This is a genomic window from Haladaptatus sp. CMAA 1909 (genome assembly GCF_043952005.1).
Lineage (GTDB): Archaea > Halobacteriota > Halobacteria > Halobacteriales > Haladaptataceae > Haladaptatus.
On sequence record NZ_JBIOAV010000001.1, the window covers coordinates 2,543,402 to 2,560,191 of the forward strand.

General features: G+C 62.9%; 16 protein-coding genes. 5 read left to right on the forward strand and 11 right to left on the reverse strand.

The window, feature by feature from the left end:
* Positions 1-159: 159 nt before the first annotated feature.
* Both tuf and ACGYLY_RS13865 read right to left on the reverse strand, forming a co-directional pair.
* On the reverse strand, positions 160-1,425 hold the full coding sequence (tuf, locus tag ACGYLY_RS13860; RefSeq protein WP_395281012.1) for a translation elongation factor EF-1 subunit alpha: 1,266 nt from the start codon (positions 1,423-1,425) through the stop codon (positions 160-162).
* A 61-nt stretch (positions 1,426-1,486) separates the two neighbouring features.
* Positions 1,487-2,494 carry a YihY/virulence factor BrkB family protein gene (locus ACGYLY_RS13865; RefSeq protein WP_395281011.1) on the reverse strand — a complete coding sequence of 336 codons (1,008 nt, stop codon included), beginning with the start codon at positions 2,492-2,494 and terminating at the stop codon, positions 1,487-1,489.
* A 104-nt stretch (positions 2,495-2,598) separates the two neighbouring features.
* Here ACGYLY_RS13865 and ACGYLY_RS13870 point away from each other — a divergent pair, with 104 nt between their 5' ends.
* Positions 2,599-3,666 carry a zinc-dependent alcohol dehydrogenase family protein gene (locus ACGYLY_RS13870; RefSeq protein ID WP_395281009.1) on the forward strand — a complete coding sequence of 356 codons (1,068 nt, stop codon included), beginning with the start codon at positions 2,599-2,601 and terminating at the stop codon, positions 3,664-3,666.
* Between the two features lie 48 nt (positions 3,667-3,714).
* On the forward strand, positions 3,715-3,945 hold the full coding sequence (locus ACGYLY_RS13875; protein ID WP_395281008.1) for a hypothetical protein: 231 nt from the start codon (positions 3,715-3,717) through the stop codon (positions 3,943-3,945).
* Between the two features lie 29 nt (positions 3,946-3,974).
* Here the strand turns inward: ACGYLY_RS13875 and ACGYLY_RS13880 are convergent, their stop codons facing one another.
* Entirely contained in the window at positions 3,975-4,250 is a 276-nt protein-coding gene (locus ACGYLY_RS13880; protein WP_395281007.1) for a MarR family transcriptional regulator, read from the reverse strand.
* Between the two features lie 175 nt (positions 4,251-4,425).
* On the opposite strand from ACGYLY_RS13880, the gene ACGYLY_RS13885 reads away from it, so the two are divergent.
* Positions 4,426-4,623: a transcriptional regulator gene (locus ACGYLY_RS13885; protein WP_231186868.1), complete on the forward strand. Its 198-nt coding sequence runs from the start codon at positions 4,426-4,428 to the stop codon at positions 4,621-4,623.
* An 85-nt stretch (positions 4,624-4,708) separates the two neighbouring features.
* On the forward strand, positions 4,709-5,152 hold the full coding sequence (locus tag ACGYLY_RS13890; RefSeq protein ID WP_231186869.1) for a hypothetical protein: 444 nt from the start codon (positions 4,709-4,711) through the stop codon (positions 5,150-5,152).
* Positions 5,153-5,160: 8 nt separating this feature from the next.
* Here the strand turns inward: ACGYLY_RS13890 and ACGYLY_RS13895 are convergent, their stop codons facing one another.
* The 7 genes from ACGYLY_RS13895 to ACGYLY_RS13925 all read right to left on the reverse strand — a co-directional run bounded on the left by ACGYLY_RS13895 (position 5,161) and on the right by ACGYLY_RS13925 (position 15,314).
* Complete coding sequence (locus ACGYLY_RS13895) at positions 5,161-6,231, reverse strand: glutamate-cysteine ligase family protein (RefSeq protein WP_395281006.1); 1,071 nt, start codon at positions 6,229-6,231, stop codon at positions 5,161-5,163.
* A gap of 121 nt (positions 6,232-6,352) precedes the next feature.
* A complete protein-coding gene (locus ACGYLY_RS13900) occupies positions 6,353-8,185 on the reverse strand; it encodes an SLC13 family permease (protein ID WP_395281005.1) in 1,833 nt (610 codons plus the stop codon).
* A gap of 198 nt (positions 8,186-8,383) precedes the next feature.
* Positions 8,384-9,385 (reverse strand): cation diffusion facilitator family transporter, encoded by a 1,002-nt coding sequence (locus tag ACGYLY_RS13905; RefSeq protein WP_395281004.1) that lies wholly within the window; start codon positions 9,383-9,385, stop codon positions 8,384-8,386.
* Positions 9,386-9,497: 112 nt separating this feature from the next.
* Entirely contained in the window at positions 9,498-11,864 is a 2,367-nt protein-coding gene (locus ACGYLY_RS13910) for an Eco57I restriction-modification methylase domain-containing protein (protein ID WP_395281003.1), read from the reverse strand.
* A 31-nt stretch (positions 11,865-11,895) separates the two neighbouring features.
* A complete protein-coding gene (locus ACGYLY_RS13915) occupies positions 11,896-12,168 on the reverse strand; it encodes a hypothetical protein (protein WP_395281002.1) in 273 nt (90 codons plus the stop codon).
* Complete coding sequence (locus ACGYLY_RS13920; protein ID WP_231186876.1) at positions 12,165-12,536, reverse strand: helix-turn-helix domain-containing protein; 372 nt, start codon at positions 12,534-12,536, stop codon at positions 12,165-12,167. Before ACGYLY_RS13920 ends, ACGYLY_RS13915 begins: the two co-directional genes overlap by 4 nt.
* Before the next feature lie 120 nt (positions 12,537-12,656).
* Positions 12,657-15,314 carry a heavy metal translocating P-type ATPase gene (locus ACGYLY_RS13925; RefSeq protein WP_395281001.1) on the reverse strand — a complete coding sequence of 886 codons (2,658 nt, stop codon included), beginning with the start codon at positions 15,312-15,314 and terminating at the stop codon, positions 12,657-12,659.
* A gap of 209 nt (positions 15,315-15,523) precedes the next feature.
* On the opposite strand from ACGYLY_RS13925, the gene ACGYLY_RS13930 reads away from it, so the two are divergent.
* The gene (locus ACGYLY_RS13930) at positions 15,524-16,369 is read left to right on the forward strand and encodes a hypothetical protein (RefSeq protein ID WP_395281000.1); all 846 of its coding nucleotides are present in this window, start codon (positions 15,524-15,526) and stop codon (positions 16,367-16,369) included.
* Positions 16,370-16,383: 14 nt separating this feature from the next.
* Here ACGYLY_RS13930 and ACGYLY_RS13935 read toward each other — a convergent pair whose 3' ends face one another.
* Positions 16,384-16,782 (reverse strand): SPW repeat protein, encoded by a 399-nt coding sequence (locus ACGYLY_RS13935; protein WP_395280998.1) that lies wholly within the window; start codon positions 16,780-16,782, stop codon positions 16,384-16,386.
* Between the last annotated feature and the right edge of the window lie 8 nt (positions 16,783-16,790).

Sequence of the window (16,790 nt, forward strand, 5' to 3'; positions counted from 1 at the left end):
GTTCTTCGCGGAGCAGTGTGGGTCGCTGTCGCTGGCACGGGCACGATTTCGAACTCCGCGTGCTTCGCGTATCTCCGCTCTCGCCCGAGACGCCGCTCCGCCTCGAATCGTCCCTCGAAAAATCAGCGGCTTGAACCGCATCCTGCCCGTCGTCTCCCGCTACCGCTCGTTCACTTCCAACACGCGTCCCGCGGCGATGGTTTGGCCCATGTCCCGAACCGCGAAACTACCGAGTTCGGGAATCTCCGAGGAGGGTTCGATGGAGAGCGGTTTCTGCGGTCTGACGGTCACGATGGCCGCATCGCCGCTCTGGATGTAATCCGGTTCCTCCTCCACGACTTCGCCGCTGGATGGGTCTATTTTCTGGTCGATGGATTCGATGGTGCAGGCGTCCTGTGCGGTGTGCGCGTGGAACACCGGCGTGTACCCCGCGGTGATGACCGACGGGTGTTGCATCACGACGATTTGGGCCGTGAAGGTGTCCGCCACCTTCGGCGGGTCGTCCGCCGGACCCGCGACGTCCCCGCGTCGGATGTCGTTTTTACCGACTCCGCGGACGTTGAACCCCACGTTGTCGCCCGGTCCCGCCTCCGGAACCTCCTCGTGGTGCATCTCGATGGTTTTCACCTCGCCGCTCACGTCGCTCGGTTGGAACGACACCGATTCGCCCGTGTTCAACATGCCGGTCTCGACGCGCCCGACCGGGACGGTTCCGATTCCCGAAATCGTGTACACGTCCTGAATCGGCAGGCGAAGCGGCGCATCGGTCGGCGGTTCCGGCATCGGCAGGTCGTTCAGCGCTTCGAGGACGGTCTTCCCGTCGTACCACGACATCTCGTCGCTGTGGTCGACGACGTTGTCCCCCGCGAGCGCCGACATCGGGATGAACGAGGCGTCCTCCGTGTCGAACCGGACTTGGTTCAGGAGCTTCGTTACCTCGTCTACGACCTCTCGATAGCGGTCCTCGTCGTAATTGACCGAGTCCATCTTGTTGACCGCGACGATGAGTTCGTTGATGCCCAAGGTGCGCGCGAGGAAGACGTGTTCCTGGGTCTGCGGCGCGACACCGTCGTCGGCGGCGACGACGAGAACCGCGTTGTCCGCCTGCGACGCGCCCGTGATCATGTTCTTCACGAAGTCACGGTGGCCCGGCGTATCGACGATGGTGAAGTAGTACTCGTCGGTGTCGAACTCCTGATGGGCGATGTCGATGGTGACACCACGCTCTCGCTCCTCCGCGAGGTTGTCCATCACGTAGGCGAACTCGAACCCTCCTTTTCCCTTCTCCTCGGCTTCTTGTTTGTGCTGTTCGATTACGTGTTCCGGGACGCTCCCCGTCTCGAAGAGGAGTCTCCCGACTAATGTCGATTTTCCGTGGTCTACGTGGCCGATGATGGCCAAGTTTTGGTGTGGTTTGTCTGGCATAACCCCATTCCCCGTATCGCGTACGTATCGTGACGAATGAGCAAAACAGTTGTGCCGTTTTCTACTCCCCGCTTCGCTCGGTTTCCGTGATTTCGCGCCGCAACTGGCGGCGAACTTCCGCCGCGGAAAGACCTTCCTTTCGTGCTCGCGTCGTCAGTCGATGAAGGGCCGCGGCGAACTCCCCTTCGTCCTCGATTCCACCGTTCATCACCGCCTCGGCTTCCGTCCCGAAATTCGTTTCCCGCACCGTCGATTCGCGTTCGGGGTCACTCTCGGAGGCGTCTCCGGTTCGTCCGGCGAGGACGGCGTTGACCGCCGCACCGAACAGGATGACGAAACTGCCGACGTACAGCCAGACGATGACGAGGAGCAGGTTTCCGATGGTTCCGTAGAGGCTGGTGTTGTACGCGGAGATTTGGGCGTACATGTGGAAGACGGAATGCAGGGCCTGCCAACCGACGGCGGCGATGGCGACGCCGGGGAGGACTTCGCCGAACCCGACGTCGATGTTCGGGAACACGTAGTACATGGGCAGGAACGCGACGCCGAGGACGAGTATCGACATCCCCTCGACCAGATAGTCGTCGAAGGGCAACCCCCGTGGCGTCGAAACCGTCGCGCTGGTCACGCCGATGGTGACGACGACGAGGACGAGCGCGACGAGGACGACGACGCCGTCTTTGATTTCCTCCGCGACCGACGTCTTGCGCTCGACGTCGTAGATGTCCGCGAACGCGGCGTCGAGCGCCCGGAAGATCCGAAACGTCCCCCAGAGAAGCACGGCGACGACGACGAACGAGTCGCCGGGCGACGGCGCGCCCGAAATCGCGTTCTGCAGGAAGATGTTGGCGCTCGCTGGGAGGTACGAACCGATGTCCCGAACCAACTGTCTGGCGAGGGTTTCGCTTCCCACCGTGGACACGATGACCGTCAACAGCAGGAGGACGGGAAGCAGGGAGACGAAGGAGTGATACGCGATGCTCCCCGCCATGAATTTGATGTTCTCCTCGCGCACTTCCCGCACGATGTCCCGGCCGAGTGAGACGACGCGCCGGAGTCGAGGGCTCATATCCCGTCTATGGTGAGCGAGCCTAAAAGTTCCAACCGTGTTCCGCGTCGTTTTCCGCTTGCCCCCTCCATCCGTTTTAAGCCGGCGACGCCCGACGTTCGCGTATGAAAGCCGCTGTATTGTGCGAGTACGGCGAACCGCTCTCCATCGAGGAGGTGCCGGAACCGACGCCCGACCCACACGGCGTGGTCATCGAAACCGGGGCCTGTGGTATCTGTCGAAGCGACTGGCACGCGTGGCAGGGCCACGGCGAATGGGCCGACGACCGAGTGCCGCTCGGGCAAATCCTCGGCCACGAACCCGCCGGACGGGTCGTCGCGGTCGGTGAACAGGTACGAGACATCGGAGCGGGAGACCGAATCGCGGTTCCGTTCAACCTCGGACGGGGCCACTGTGGATACTGCCAGAACGGCCACGGGAACGTCTGCGAACACGGCATCGCCCTCGGTTTCGAGGAGGCCGCACCGGGCGCGTTCGCCGAACGGGTCCACGTTCCGTACGCCGATTACAACGCGGTAGCGCTTCCCGAATCCGTCTCCCCCGTCGAGATGGCCGGGTTGGGCTGTCGGTTCGTCACGGCGTACCACGCGCTCGCCCACCGGGCCGACCTGACGCCGGGCGACTGGGTCGCGGTCCACGGGTGTGGCGGCGTCGGCCTCTCGGCGGTTCACGTCGCCGACGCCCTCGGCGCGAACGTCGTCGCCGTCGATTTGGACGACGACAAACTCGACGCGGCCCGGAACCTCGGCGCGGACGAGACGCTCCTCGTCGATTCGGACACCGACGTTCCGACCGTGATCGAAGCCCGCGTCGGCGGGGCTGACGTCTCCATCGACGCGCTCGGAATCGCCGAGACCTGTCGCAACTCCATCGACTGCCTCCGTCCGCGCGGCCAGCACGTCCAACTCGGATTGACGACGGACGAGGAGCGCGGGGAAGTCTCCCTCCCGACGGACACGATGACGATGCGCGAAATCACGTTCCTCGGCTCGCGCGGGATGCCGCCGTCACGATACGACGAACTGCTCCGGATGCTCGACCGAGGGACGCTCTCGCCCGAAAAGCTCGTGACGAACACCGTCCCGCTTGCCGAGGTTCCCGACCGCCTCGCCGCGATGAACGACTTCGAAACGACCGGTATCGAAGTCGTGGATTTCTCATTGTCCCCGTAAAACTCCGGCTACAAAACAGTTATTTATTCTTATATGAAACTCATCGGTATGTCTTCGGACGGTTCCACCGGCGGGCTTTCGCTTCGACGCGCCATCATCATCGGCCTCCTGTTGCTGGCGACGCCGTTCGTCCTCATCGCCGCGGCGCTGACGGCGGGTGCCGGGCCGGGCGGTTGGTTGCTGTTGGTCGTCGCGCCGCTGTCGCTTCTCGGCTCGGGTATCTGGTCGTTGACCGGCGACACCGACGATATGACGCGTCTGTTCGCTCGGTTCGCGTAGAAATAGGGATGTTCTGACCGTCCCGTGGTTCAGACCGGCACTTCGTTCAGGCAGTTCACCTGCTCCCAGTCGCCCGTCTCGTCGAGCCGATAGAGCCGTTGCCGGGCATCGGGGATGTACACTTCCTCCGTGACGGCACCGATATCCGTCAGGTTCTCCAATGCGCTCCTGACCGTCCGCGCCGAAAGTCGTGATCGCTCCACGATTTCCTTCTGTGTGTGGGCACCGCTGTACTCCAACACTTTGAACACGAGCTTCGCGCTTGGCGGTAGCTCACACAGGCCGGTCAGGGTTGGCTTCTCCATACACGGCCCAACGGAATCCACCCACTAAACGGCTCGCTAACTGTGCGGTAACCCGGTATCACGCATGTCACCCGGGCGTCAGGGAGTATCATACCCGTCACCGGACGATTCGAAGTGACACACCTGTCACCGGAAAAACGTAGGTTCTTTCATGGATGCCTGTGAATATGTGTATATGCAGCCTGAACTAGCAAGCAAAACGCGGTCCGGTGAGATGGACCGGCTGTTCTGCCAGGAATGTGGGGAGCGCTTCGACGCCGACGCCGCGACGGACGACGGATGGCACTATCGGTGTCCGAACGAGGACTGTGACGGTGCGGGAATCCACGAGGACTTGTATCCGATTCAGGACGTTCTCCCGTCGCACCGATAATCAACGTTTCGACCGACCGTCTTTCTTTCTTCCCGCGTCCGATGGAAACGCTTTACATCCCCCGCCGCACGACAACGAATATCGAATGCGGTTCGACAGCTTTCTGATTCAGGCGCTCGCGACGCTCATGCTGCTGGTCGGCCTCGGTCTCTCCGGCTATGCACTCCTCCAGCCACCGCAAAGCACGACGACGTACACGCTCTCGCTGGAGAAGGCGGAGAAAAACGACCCCGGCGTTCGCTCCTCGTCGGTGGACTACGGAAGGCTATCGAACGATGCACGGGTCGCCTTCGGTCGCGCGAAAATCCACGGGTCGTATCGGCTGTCGGACGACCCGCCGGGGGCGCTCGAAGACCATTCGTTCGTCATCGACGGTGAACAGGTGTACGCGCTCTCGATTTCCGAACGCGAACACATCACGGAACGGATGGCGACCCTGTTCGGCGGCACGATGACCGCCGTCATCGGGGCGTTCATCTTCATCTCGTGGCTCGACGTGCTCTCCGGGTTCCGCCCGAACAAAAACTGAATCGCCGCTCACCCGGTTCCGTTCATCTCGTCGATATCCTCCCACAGGGCGTCGGCGAACTCGCGCCTGAGACGGAGGGCTTCCTCGTGTGGCAACGTCCATCCCGCCTCTATCTGTTCCGAAACCGGGTGGTAACGCGTCACGTCGAACCCCATCGTTGCCAAGTACTCCTGAACGCGAAGGGACCCGATTCCCTCGCTGATGGCCGCGGTGCTGAGCCCGCGTAGTTCCGGGTACGGCGGGACGCCTATCTCCGTCGAACGAATCCCGGTTTCCCCCACGACGACGTCCTTGTACGTCGTCTGCTCCATGAGTTCCATCACTTCCCCCACGAGTCGGACGATTTCCGTCGGCAACGCGGTGTCCGGCGCGCGCCATTCGACCGTCGGCGAACGGTGACGGAGTCGTACCGGGGTCAGCACCGCGTCCTCCCGCTGGAAGTGGTCAGTGAACGTCCCGATATCGATACCGCGCTCCCGTGCGATGATTTGCAGGATGGTGTACTGTTCGTCGATTCTCGCCTCCCACTGGTCCTCGCTTTCGACGTAATCCCACAGATCACGGTAGCGGGCGAACGTCGAGTGCGATTCGTACCGATACACCGCCGCGCGCGACGAACTCGCCAACTTACTCCCGTTGTAGTACGGCGAGGAGCAGACCAACGCGAGCGCGGGGTCGAGCGCCGTCAACAGGTTCAACTGCCGTACGACGTCCGTCTTGTCGAAGTGAACGTGCGTCCCCGCGCAGTTCATCGCGTACTCCATGTCGTCGCCGTACATCCGTTCCAACAGCCGACCGCGCTCGCTCGTGATGTCGAGCGATTCGCGGGCCAGCGGCGTCCCGAGCGGAACGAGTGCCAACCCCTGTTCGTCCGCTTCGTCACGGACGGCTTCGAGGACCGACCCGAATTCGCGCCGTAGCTCCGCCGTACTCGATACGGGCGGTGTTTGCACCTCTATCAGCGGTGCGACGAACTCTGGGACGACGTAGTCGCTCACGGTGGTGAGGTCGTCCGTTTCGGTCGCTAGCTCTCCCGATTCGTCGATGACCCAATACTCGGCTTCCAATCCTATTTTCATCCATCTCCCCCCGGTCGATGACGAAGTACCGTCGCAACAGAACACGAACACCGCGAACGTCATCGAACGTTGGTTATAGTACGTCGTTTACGCTCTAATAAGTTCCGAGAATTGTTTCATGTCAGAGCCCCCGGAACACTACGATTCCTGCCACGGTCACAACCGATAGGAGTAGTTGGAGTGGCGCGCCGATACGGAAGTAATCCGTAAACTTGTATCCGCCCGGTCCGTAAACGAACAGATTGGTCTGGTAGCCGACAGGTCCGAGGAAGGACGTCGAGGCGGCGAACGTCACCGCGAGGACGAACGCGAACGCGTTCACGCCGATGCGTGTCGCGGCCTCGACGGCGACGGGAATCATCAGCACGACGCTCGCGTTGTTGCTGATGACCTCCGTGATGAGTCCCGTGGCGATGTAGAATATCCAGAGGACGGCCACGACCGGAAGGTAATTCGCGCTGGCCGCGACGAGGCCGCCGAGGAGTTCCGCCCCGCCGGAATTTTCGAGGGCGACACCGAGCGGGATGACGCCTGCCAGCAGGAAGATGACGTTCCACTCGACCGATTCGTACAACTCGCCGGGTTTCAGGACGCCGGTCGCGACCATGGCCACCACGCCGCCGAGCGCCGTGACGAGAATCGGGAAAATCCCGAGCGCGGCGATCGAGACGACGCCGACGATGATGGCCAGCGCCGCCGGAATCTTCCCCGTTCGGTAGTCCGGGTCGCTGACTTGGTGTGCCACGATGAAGTCCCGGTTCGCCGCGAGTCGGTCGATGCTGTCCGCCGACGCTTGAACGAGGAGGGTGTCGCCGATCCGAATCGTCACCCGCTCGGGCCGCTCGTGGATGACTTCCCCGCGGCTCCGGAACGCGAGCACCGCCGCGTTGAAACGCTCGCGAAACGTCGAACTCGACAGCGTTTCGCCGACGAGCGTGGACCCGGAGGGGATGACGACTTCGACCAACGTCTGTTCCTCTCCGGGGTCGATTTCCGCCTCGGTCGGCGTCCCGACGAGCGTCAGGTGCTCCGTCGTCGTGAGCGTTTTGAGGGTCGGCTTGTCGATTCGGAGCGTGAGCACGTCCCCGGCCCGAATCGTCTTCTGGCCGATGGGTTCGATGAACGTCTCGTCGTCGCGAACGAGTTGGATGATTTCGGCGTCGAACACCGCCTCGTCGATGGCGGCTTCGACCGTTCGTCCCACGAACGGCGACCCCTCGGCCACTTGCACTTCCGTGAGGTAGTCCTCCATGTCGTACTCCTCGATGTAGTCCTCCTCCGGTGGGACGCGTTCAGGGAGGAGTCGGTGGCCGACGAACAGCAGGTAGAGGCCCCCGGTCACGAGGACGATGAGACCGAGTCCGGTGAACTCGAACATCGAGAAGGCGTGGAGTTGCGGGTTGCCGGTTCGCTCCGCGAGTCGCCCCGTGACGTTGCTGGCGAGGATGTTGGTCGAGGTGCCGATGAGCGTGAGCATCCCGCCGAGCATCGAGGCGTACGAGAGCGGGATGAGGAGCTTCGACGGCGAGGTTTTTCCCTCGTGTGCGAGGTCCGTGATGACGGGGACGAGAATCGCCACGACTGGCGTGTTGTTCACGAACCCGGACGCGGGTCCAGCGACGCCAATGGTGGCGAACAGCTGTTTTCTGAGGTCAGTTCCGGCGAACTCGGCGAGGCGACTGCCGAGCAACTGAACGACCCCGGTCTGGCTGACGCCCGCGCTGAGGATGAGCATCGCCAGCACGGTGATGGTCGCCTCGTTGGCGAACCCGGCGATTCCTTCGGTCGTACCGATTCCGGTCCACGGTTCGAGCACCATCAGCGTGACCATGACCAGGATTGCGGTCACGTCCACGGGAAGCAACTCCGTCGCGAAGAACACCAGCGCGAGGACGACGATGGCGAACACCACCAGCATGTCCGTCGTCACACCAGCCAACCCGGTCTGCATCATGTCCCTGTGTACGGATTTTGCCCTAAAAAAGGTTGCTGATAACTTATGAGAAACCCTCAAAAATAGTCCAAAAAGCCTTTTAGTGATATTCTTATGAATTATTACATGGCTCTTCCTCTTCTTTCAACGCTCGGTCCCGTTTCCGGGTTTTTTGAGCCATCCCGTGCTTAGAGTATCTCGATTCAAAACCAGTTCCTTTCAATCGGCGGCGTGACCGCCGTCGCTCGCCGGATAGCAGTCGAAGTCGGCGGTTTCGCAGTCGCCGCTCTCGGACTCGATTTGAATGGTGGCGTGGCCGATGTCGTGTCGCTCGCTGAGGGCGTGGCGTGCGGCATCGAGAACCGCGTCGCGGTCCGCGTCGTCGCGGACGACGACGTGGGCGCTACAGGCCAAACTGCGGTTGGTGAGCGCCCAGACGTGCACGTCGTGGACGTTCTCCGTCCCGTCCAACCCGCGGAGCGTCTCGGTGATGTCGTCCACGTCGATGCTGGACGGCGTTCCTTGAAGAAGAATGTTGGTACTTTCCACGAGGAGATCCTTCGCGGAGTACAGGACGAGCGCGGCGATGACGAGGCTGAAGATCGGGTCGAGGATGTAGAGGTCGGAGACGTACAATCCGACACCCAATGCGATGGCGGCGAGGCTTCCGGCGGCGTCGGTCAGCAGGTGGAGGTACACGCCCTCGACGTTGAGGCTGTCCCGGCCGCCGTGGAGGACGTAGGCCCCGGCGAGGTTCGCGCCGAGTCCCACGATACCCACGACGATGGTCGGGAGCGCCTTCACGTCCTGTGGGTTCTGGAATCGCATGACGGCTTCGTAGGCGACGTAGACGACGATTAGCACGAGGAAGACGCCGTTCGCCAGCGCGGCGAGAATCTCGGCGCGCTGATAGCCGTAGGTCCGTTTCGAGTCCGCATCGAGCGTCGCGATCCACGCGGCGAAGAGCGCGAGGAGGATGCTCGCCGAGTCCGTGAGCATGTGTGCGGCGTCGGCGAGGAGCGTGAGCGAGTTGGCGTACAACGCCCCCGCGATCTCCACGACGAAGAACGCGGTGTTGATAACGAGCGCGATTTTCAACGCCCGTCGATTGCCCGACCCGCCGTGGTCGTGTCCGTGACCCCCTCCGTGGTCGTGACTGTGACCGTGGTCGTGGCCATCGTGGTCATGGTCGTGTCCATGACCGTGCGAGTGATCGCTCATGTGAGAACGGAGCGCCTTCTCGGGTATTAATTCCCCTGTCAGCGATACGGGGTAGAATAACATCTTCTAACAATCGGACGGAAATACGTTAATAACAAGTCCGGAACAGACGTCACTCCACGAGTCGTTCGATCAGTTCGATTTCGTCCGCCGAAAGTCCGTAGGCTCGATAGACGAGTCGGTCGATTTCCGCGTCCGTTCGAGCGATTTTCGCGTCCAGTTGCGCCGCCGTCCGGCACGCCTCCACGAACGCCGTCGCGCGTTCGAGCGGCGGCAGACGTACGGATTCGAGTCGGTCGAGCGGCGAGATGGTCTTCCTTGCTTCCTCGGTAAATCCGTCGTTCGCCACGAGGCGCGGCACGTACCACCCGAGCACGTCGTCCCACGTGGTCATCTCGTTGCCCTCGACCACGAGCGCCCGAACCGGTTCCGTCGCTGTGAATCCCCACGAATCGGTCGCACGATCCTCCGCGGGACGGTAGCGTGCAGTCGCCCAAAAGGCGAGTTTTTCCTCCCGCTTTTCGACGCGCACGTCGCCGAGACGAAGCGCGTCCCGCGTCGCCGTCGTTTCGGTCAGCGGGGAGTCGGTATCGATCCGTCGGGAGATGTCCCCGAGTCGCGGGCCGCCGCCTCCTTCCGGCAGTTCGATTTCGAGGTCGGCACGCGCCGAGCGCAAGCGTTCCGACCGCTTCGTCAGCGCGACCAGTTCGTCGCGCTCGTCGCTTCCGTCGGGTACCGGCAACTGGCTGGCGAACATCGGCTTGAACCGGAGATAGCCGCCGCTGACGTGCGTCCCGCCGTACACCTGCTGAAACCAACAGGCCGACGCGGTGGCGTTGATGACTCCGAGGAGATAGCGGAGCGGCAGGTCCGACCGCGGGCGGGACTGGACGCTGTAGAGCGTGTTGAGTGCGTACATTCCATCGTTGCTATACGCCGCGACGGGGCGTTCGCTGATGTCCCGAAGGAGCAGTTTCTCGTCGTCGAACACCGTCCGTTCACGCAACGCGCCGTACTCATCGTCGCCGATGAGTGACGGATCGAACCGAATCCAGTCGCCGCTCCATTCGATTCGGTAGCGCGAGACGTCCCCACCGCCCACGACCCGCTCACAGTCTGGGTCGGATTCGTCCGCGATGAGTTTCTCGCGCACGTTGCCGGTGTGAATTCCTTCCGTCATGTCGACGTGCGTTCCGAGTTCGTCGAACTCCCGCACGAGTCGTTCTGCCACAGGGGCGAACGCCGGGTCGATACCGACGGGAATCACCCTGTCGCCGAGCGCGTCTACGAACGAGCGCGAGAGCACCGTTTCCGCTGTTTCCGCCGCTCCGTCCTCCGATTTCGACTGCCGAATCGGTATCTCCTCGGTCGGTCCGTCGCCGGAGTCGAAGGTCAGGACCAGCGGATAGACGCTCGCGTCGGCGAACACCGAGGCGGTGGACACGTCGAGCAGTTCCACCACCCGATGCCGGTCGAAGAGGTGGTCACGAAGGGTGCGGCCGTACCGCGCCGTCGTCCACTTGTTCGGGACGATACAGGACACCCGACCGCCGAGGGACGCCATGCGCTCGACGAACGGCACGTAGAGGTCGAACGCGCCGCGTACGGTTTCGAAACGCTCCCGAAGGTCGGCCTTTCGCCCCGCCGGAAGGTGTCGGCTCCGAACGTAGGGGGGATTCCCGACCACGACATCGAATCCCGTTTCGTCGAACCCCTTCCCATCCATCCACTCGGGGTCGGGGGCGAGCGCATCGCCGACGACGAGGGTATCGTCCGGCCAGACGCCGGTTTCGAACCAGACGGCCGACCGCGCGAGTTCGACCGCCAGCGGGTCCACGTCCACGCCGAACACGAGGTTCTCCGCGGCGTATCGTCGGGCCGCTTCGGTCGGTTCGTCGCGCGATTCGGCCACCCGGTCGATGGCACAGGTCAGGAAGTTCCCGCTTCCCATCGCCGGGTCGAGAACGCGGGTTTCGCCGTCGGATTCGCTCCCATCGAGCGCCCGCGAGACGGCGTATTCGACCACCTCGGTCGGCGTGTAGTACGCGCCGACCGATGCCCGCCGCGTCGCGTCGTCCGTGAGGAAAACTCCGTCGTCCTCCATTTCGGGTTCGTAATCGAGCGATCGCTCGTACACGCCGCCCAGCTGCTGAAACGAGAACGCGTCGTATTCGAGCGTCCCGAGGAGTTCGTCCACCCGTTCGTTCGCGCCTTTCGAGAGCGAGTCCCGTCGCCTCCGTTCGTCCTGCAGTTCGGGACCGGTCGCGAACGGCGGTCGGTCGTGGTCGCGTGCCGTGGCGAACCCGGCGACGAGACGCTCGATGGTATGGAGGAGGGCGGCGTCGAACGCCGATTCCAGTTCGTCGGCCGTCGGGTCGGTCGTTTCGAGGTGTTCGCCGATGAGGTGTTCGAGGGCCTGTCGGACGGTTTCGTCCAACGATTCCGTAGAGTCCGCGGTCGCTCCACGGTTTCCGTTCATTACTTTCAAAACTCCCGCCTGTGGGATAAGTTTACTCCGCGTAAAGCGAGTAGGCGATCGCGGCGAACCCGAGGGCGGTCAGCGTACTCTCGATGACGAGGACGAAATCCCGGTTCACGTTGAACGCTTGGTCCGCTAGTCCGGCGAGAAGGGCTCCGAGGGTGACGACGCCGAAACCGATGGCGAGCGACCTGAGTGCCGGAGAACCGGTTCGTCGATACGCTTTGAAGGCGAAGTACGTTATCAGTCCGCCGAGGACGAGCGTGAGGGTTTTGAGCGCGATGACGATGACGGTGACGTTCATGTTTCCTTTCTCACCTCCGTCCACAGTCGTTCGAGGCGTTCGTCGGTCGTCTCCGGCGGCCGGTCTATCGACACTTCGAACTCGCTATCGTCGGTCAGCGAGATGTTGACCGACTCCACTGTAATTCGGTACCGGGAAGTGTGATGGCCGTCCTCACGAATCTCGGTTCGTTCGTCGACGAGCGAGGCTTCGCTTAGCATGTCGAGCTTTCGGTAGAGCGTCGAGAGCGGGATGTCCGTCGCGTCGGCGATTTCCCGCGCTGTCATCGGGGCGCGTAATTCCATGATTATTCGTCGGCATGCGGGGTCGTCCAGGGCGTCGAGGATGTCCTGTAATTCGGGCGCATCGTCTGCCAAATCCCGCACCATTCGACCCCACCTTTCGTTTCTCAGTACATAATTGGTTCGACTACTTTGAACGTTCTCGGCGGACGAGAATCATCGAAAAACGGAGGACGGTACGGAGTCACACACCACGATTTCCGTTGTTCAGCGAAGGAAGCCGAGGAGGCGGTAGTCGCGGTCCGGGGTGTACCGACGGAAGGATAAACTGTTCGTCAGGACGCTCACGCTGGAGAACGCCATCGCCGCCGCGGCGAGCGCGGGTTGCAACAACCCCAGCGACGCCAGCGGAATCATGGCCGTGTTGTAGCCGAGCGCCCAGAAGAGGTTCTGTTTGATCTTCGACAGCGTCCCCGCGGAGATTCGAATCGCCTTCACCACGTCGCGCGGGTCGTCGCGCATCAGCGTCACGTCCGCCGCCTCGATGGCGACGTCCGTACCGCTCCCGATGGCGGTGCCGACGAACGCCGCCGCGAGCGCCGGGGCGTCGTTCACGCCGTCGCCGACCATCATCGCGTTCACGCCGCCCGATTGTATCTCCTCGACCGCGTCAGCTTTCTCGTCGGGGAGGACTTCCGCGCGGACGTTTTCGGGGTCGTCCCCAGAACGGCGGAGCCGTTCTGGTGTGCCAACCGAGCTTTGCTCGGTGACGATGCCGACCCGCTCCGCGACGGCGCGGGCGGTTCGCTCGTTGTCCCCCGTGAGCATGTGTACGTCCAAGCCGCGTTCCCGGAGGTCCGCGACGGCCTCCTTCGCGCTCTCTTTCACCTCGTCGGCATTGGCCACGACACCCGCCAGCGAGCCATCGATAGCGACCAACATCGCCGTCTTCCCCTCGTGTTCGAGTCGTTCCATCGTCCCCTCGGCGGGGTCGGTGTCGATTCCCGCCTCGCGGAGGAGTTTTCGATTGCCGACGAGAACGCTCCCGTGGCTCGTTTCCGCCCGAATCCCGTGGCCGGGGACGTTCTCGAAGGAACTCGGCTCCTCGATTTCGACGCCGCGTTCCTCCCCTCCCGCCACGATGGCCTTCGCCAGCGGGTGTTCGCTTCCCCGCTCCGCGCTCGCCGCCGCGGAGAGGACGTGTTCCTCGGTGGCCGTTTCGGTACCCACTTCGGTTCCGACTACGTCCCCTCCTCCATCCGCCATCGTCGGGTCGGCGTCGCCCGGAATCGCCACCACGTCGGTCAACTGCATCTCCCCTTCCGTGAGGGTTCCCGTCTTGTCGAAGACGACCGTCTCTACGTCCTTCACCCGCTCCAGCACGTCGCCGCCCTTGAACAGGACGCCCGTCCGTGCGCCGATTGCGGTCCCCACCATCGTCGCCGTCGGGGTGGCGAGGCCGAGCGCACACGGACACGCGATGAGCACCGCGCTGGCGAAGACGACCACGGCGAACTCGAACACCGTGACGCCGCCCGCGGCAGCGCCCGCACCCGCCACGCTCGGACCCCCCGCGACCGGTCCCCAGAGCGGGAGGCCGTTCACGAACCCGGCCAGCGTCTCGGGGAAGAGATACCAGAGAATCCCCCACACCAGCGCGTTCGTGATGACCGCTGGGACGAAGTAGGCACTGATGCGGTCGGCGAGGGTCTGAATCTCGGGTTGACGGGCCTGTGCCTCCTTCACCATGCCGACGATTTGCTGAAGGGCGGTCTCCTCGCCGACTTTCGTCGCGCGAACCGTCAGCACGCCGTTCTCGTTGATGGTCGCGCCGATGACCTCGTCGCCTTCGCTCTTTTCCACGGGGACGGACTCGCCCGTCACCATCGACTCGTCCGCAGCGCTCTCTCCGTCCGCGACGATACCGTCCGTCGGAATTTTCTCGCCGGGACGCACGCGAAGCAGATCGCCTTCCTTCACGTCTTCGAGCGGGATTTCGCGTTCACCGTCGTCCGTGACGACCGTCGCCGTGTCCGCTTCCAGTTCGAGGAGTTCGCGGAGCGCGTCGCTGGCCCGCCCCTTCGACCGGGCTTCGAGCCAGTTGCCGAGGGTGATGAACACGAGGATGAGCACCGCGCTGTCGAAGTAGGTGCCGCCCGGGATGAGCGACAGCATGACGGCGACGCTGTAAACGTACGCCGTGGTCGAACCGAGCGCGATGAGTACGTCCATATTGGCCGTCCGATTCTTCACGAGCGCGTTGTACGCGTTGCCGTAGAACTCCTTGCCCAGCCAAATCTGGACGGGCGTGGCGAGGACGAACTGTATCACCGCCACGTCGACGCCGAACAGCGTCTCTCCCACCATCCCCGGGAAGAACAGGTGTTCGAGCATGAAGAGGACGAGCGGCACCGCGAGCACCGCGCCGAACAGAGTCAGTCGAAACTGCTTGCGTATCTCGGCGTCGCGGGCCGCTTCGCGGGCGTCCTCCTCTTCCCCGTCGGTTTCCTCCCGAACCGGTTCGTAACCAGCCTCCTCGACGGCGTCGTAGAGGTCGGCGAGGCTCACCTGTCCCGGATTGTACGCGACGCTCGCCTCGTCGGTGGCGTAGTTGACGTCCGCGCTCACCACGCCCGGCACCGATTCGAGGGCCGTCCGGTTCGCGTCCGCGCAGTTCGCACAGGACATGCCCGTGATTCCGATGGTCGTCGTCGCGCGAACCGGGTCGTATCCCGCGTCCTCGATGGCCGCGTAGATCTCGGACAGCGAGACGACCTCGGGGTCGTACTCGACGGTTCCCTCGTCGGTGGCGAAGTTGACGTTCGCCTCCTCGACGCCGTCGAGCGAGTTCAGCGCCTCGCCGACCGTTCCCGAACAGTTCGCGCAACTCATCCCGCGAATTTCGAGTTGCGTTCGTTCCGTCATGGTAACTCCTTGTGTTTCTATATGCTATCCGTGTTCATCCCCGTTGTCCCTTAGAAAGTTCGGTTCACTCTCCTCGAAACCTTTGATACTAATCTGTTATTCGCCCTTTCTGTCTCAGAGAAATACGAAACAGCCGTCACCGCCTTTGTTACTGTCTTGACTCTCATTATATCTCATGTTTTTATATCACGACGAATCCATTTTCGTTCATGCGTCGTGCCCTCCTCGCGGCGCCCCTCGTCGTCGTCCTCGTGACCGCCGGGTGTAACTCCCTCGTCGCTCCCGACCCCTATCCTGCCCCCGAAATGACCACGGAGCTTTCGGGCCGACTCGCGCCCGGACTGACCGCGAACGGATTCACGGATCGCGCGAAATTGACCGAGGCTCACGGTAAGGTCCTTCGGGAGAAATCGTACACCTTCCGGTATCGAGTCACCGAAACGGCCGGCAACGGAAGCGTTCTCGGACACGTCCAAATCACGCACGAGGTCGGTTCGAACGGTACCCGTTTCACGTACGATATCGTGAAAAACGGATCGTTGAGTCCGATACAAGCGTCGTACCGGCTTTCAGCGTGGACGAACGGAACGACGACCCTTTTCGCCAACACGGGGAACGAACACACGAGTTATCGACTGACTCACGACCCGGATTCGTTGGGATACGTTCGACGGACCACGAGTAGCGAACGACTGTACAACCGCTTTGTGGCGCTGAACGTGACCGAAATCGAGCGAATCGACCGACCCGGGACGCCGACGTACCGCGTCGTCATGAACGACGTCAGGCATCCGCCCCTGTTTCCGAACTTCGACACCGTCGAAAACGCTTCCCTCGTCGCAACCATCGACACGTGGGGCGTCGTCCATCGTTATCGACTCGTGGCGACGGGAACGAAGGACGGAGAGACGGTTCAGCGAACCGAGACCTTCGAAATAACGAACGTCGGTGCGACGACGATACGCCGACCGTCGTGGTATTCGGCCGCGATGAACGCCACTTCCCGTCGGAGGAACGTCACGAGGGCAGCACATCGTACTCACACGGCGGGCTGACTCCGTGCGCCGAGTCAGTCGCCACTCACGTCGCTCGGGGCGTGCTGTTCAAGCGCCGCCGTCCGCGCTTCCCGTACCATTCGTCCCCCAAGGAACGCCAACAGGACGCCGACGATCGCGTCGCCCCACTTCGGAATCGGCCCAGCGGTAGCGACGACGAACGGGCGCGTCACCTGCCAGAGTCCGAGGAGGCCGAACAGTCCGCCCGCCGCGATGCTCATCGGCCGTCCACGCCACACACGGCGGAGGCCGTAGAGTGCGAGCGCCACTACGACGACCCCCATGAGTACGTCGTTCCAGAAGTTCGGTGCGAGCATCGCGCCGTAAACGGTGAACGGCGCGACGAGCAACCAGACGCCGAGCGCCAGTCCGGCGATAACCGTTCCGTTCCCCCTCGTTTCCGTCCGTTCCATCATATCCG

What these genes read in the sequence shown, in the direction of transcription:
- ACGYLY_RS13865 (WP_395281011.1), bottom strand. Translation starts at nt 2,494, where the DNA reads ATGAGCCCTCGACTCCGGCGCGTCGTCTCACTCGGCCGGGACATCGTG.
- ACGYLY_RS13920 (WP_231186876.1), bottom strand. Translation starts at nt 12,536, where the DNA reads ATGGTGCGGGATTTGGCAGACGATGCGCCCGAATTACAGGACATCCTC.
- ACGYLY_RS13880 (WP_395281007.1), bottom strand. Translation starts at nt 4,250, where the DNA reads ATGGAGAAGCCAACCCTGACCGGCCTGTGTGAGCTACCGCCAAGCGCG.
- ACGYLY_RS13905 (WP_395281004.1), bottom strand. Translation starts at nt 9,385, where the DNA reads ATGAGCGATCACTCGCACGGTCATGGACACGACCATGACCACGATGGC.
- ACGYLY_RS13930 (WP_395281000.1), top strand. Translation starts at nt 15,524, where the DNA reads ATGCGTCGTGCCCTCCTCGCGGCGCCCCTCGTCGTCGTCCTCGTGACC.
- ACGYLY_RS13910 (WP_395281003.1), bottom strand. Translation starts at nt 11,864, where the DNA reads ATGAACGGAAACCGTGGAGCGACCGCGGACTCTACGGAATCGTTGGAC.
- ACGYLY_RS13935 (WP_395280998.1), bottom strand. Translation starts at nt 16,782, where the DNA reads ATGGAACGGACGGAAACGAGGGGGAACGGAACGGTTATCGCCGGACTG.
- ACGYLY_RS13870 (WP_395281009.1), top strand. Translation starts at nt 2,599, where the DNA reads ATGAAAGCCGCTGTATTGTGCGAGTACGGCGAACCGCTCTCCATCGAG.
- ACGYLY_RS13915 (WP_395281002.1), bottom strand. Translation starts at nt 12,168, where the DNA reads ATGAACGTCACCGTCATCGTCATCGCGCTCAAAACCCTCACGCTCGTC.
- ACGYLY_RS13885 (WP_231186868.1), top strand. Translation starts at nt 4,426, where the DNA reads ATGCAGCCTGAACTAGCAAGCAAAACGCGGTCCGGTGAGATGGACCGG.
- ACGYLY_RS13925 (WP_395281001.1), bottom strand. Translation starts at nt 15,314, where the DNA reads ATGACGGAACGAACGCAACTCGAAATTCGCGGGATGAGTTGCGCGAAC.
- ACGYLY_RS13895 (WP_395281006.1), bottom strand. Translation starts at nt 6,231, where the DNA reads ATGAAAATAGGATTGGAAGCCGAGTATTGGGTCATCGACGAATCGGGA.
- ACGYLY_RS13900 (WP_395281005.1), bottom strand. Translation starts at nt 8,185, where the DNA reads ATGATGCAGACCGGGTTGGCTGGTGTGACGACGGACATGCTGGTGGTG.
- tuf (WP_395281012.1), bottom strand. Translation starts at nt 1,425, where the DNA reads ATGCCAGACAAACCACACCAAAACTTGGCCATCATCGGCCACGTAGAC.
- ACGYLY_RS13890 (WP_231186869.1), top strand. Translation starts at nt 4,709, where the DNA reads ATGCGGTTCGACAGCTTTCTGATTCAGGCGCTCGCGACGCTCATGCTG.
- ACGYLY_RS13875 (WP_395281008.1), top strand. Translation starts at nt 3,715, where the DNA reads ATGTCTTCGGACGGTTCCACCGGCGGGCTTTCGCTTCGACGCGCCATC.